Source organism: Chitinophaga sp. Cy-1792 (genome assembly GCF_011752935.1).
Classification (GTDB): domain Bacteria; phylum Bacteroidota; class Bacteroidia; order Chitinophagales; family Chitinophagaceae; genus Chitinophaga.
The window spans coordinates 1-383 of the sequence record NZ_VWWO01000029.1; the positions used below are offsets into that span (position 1 = coordinate 1).

Here is a 383-nt window from a genome sequence, read left to right on the forward strand (position 1 = left end):
ATTCGGAAATCTACGGATGTAACGATCGTTTGCATCTCCCCGTAGCTTATCGCAGCTTACCACGTCCTTCGTCGCCTCTTAGATCCTAGGCATCCACCATGCGCCCTTATTCGCTTTAAATATTTTTTGTATTAAGTATTACTACTTAGTACACAACTTGTATTCTCCAATATGTCAAAGAACTTTTGATTGATTACTCAATCGTTGCTGATGTGTGAGATCTAATCTCTGTGATTCTATTTAAAATCAAACATCTTTATAAAGAACTACTTATTTGAAAGAAGAAGGAAACAACAGCTCAGGTTAATGAGCTCTAAAAAGGAGGTATTCCAGCCGCACCTTCCGATACGGCTACCTTGTTACGACTTAGCCCCAATTACCGA

Annotated in this window: 2 rRNA genes; both read right to left on the reverse strand. The window is 39.2% G+C overall.

Annotated features, from left to right (window positions below):
* Window positions 1-120: ribosomal RNA gene (locus F3J22_RS30330) — 23S ribosomal RNA — on the reverse strand; the annotation flags it as partial.
* 197 nt (window positions 121-317) lie between these two features.
* Window positions 318-383, reverse strand: a 16S ribosomal RNA gene (locus tag F3J22_RS30335); the annotation flags it as partial.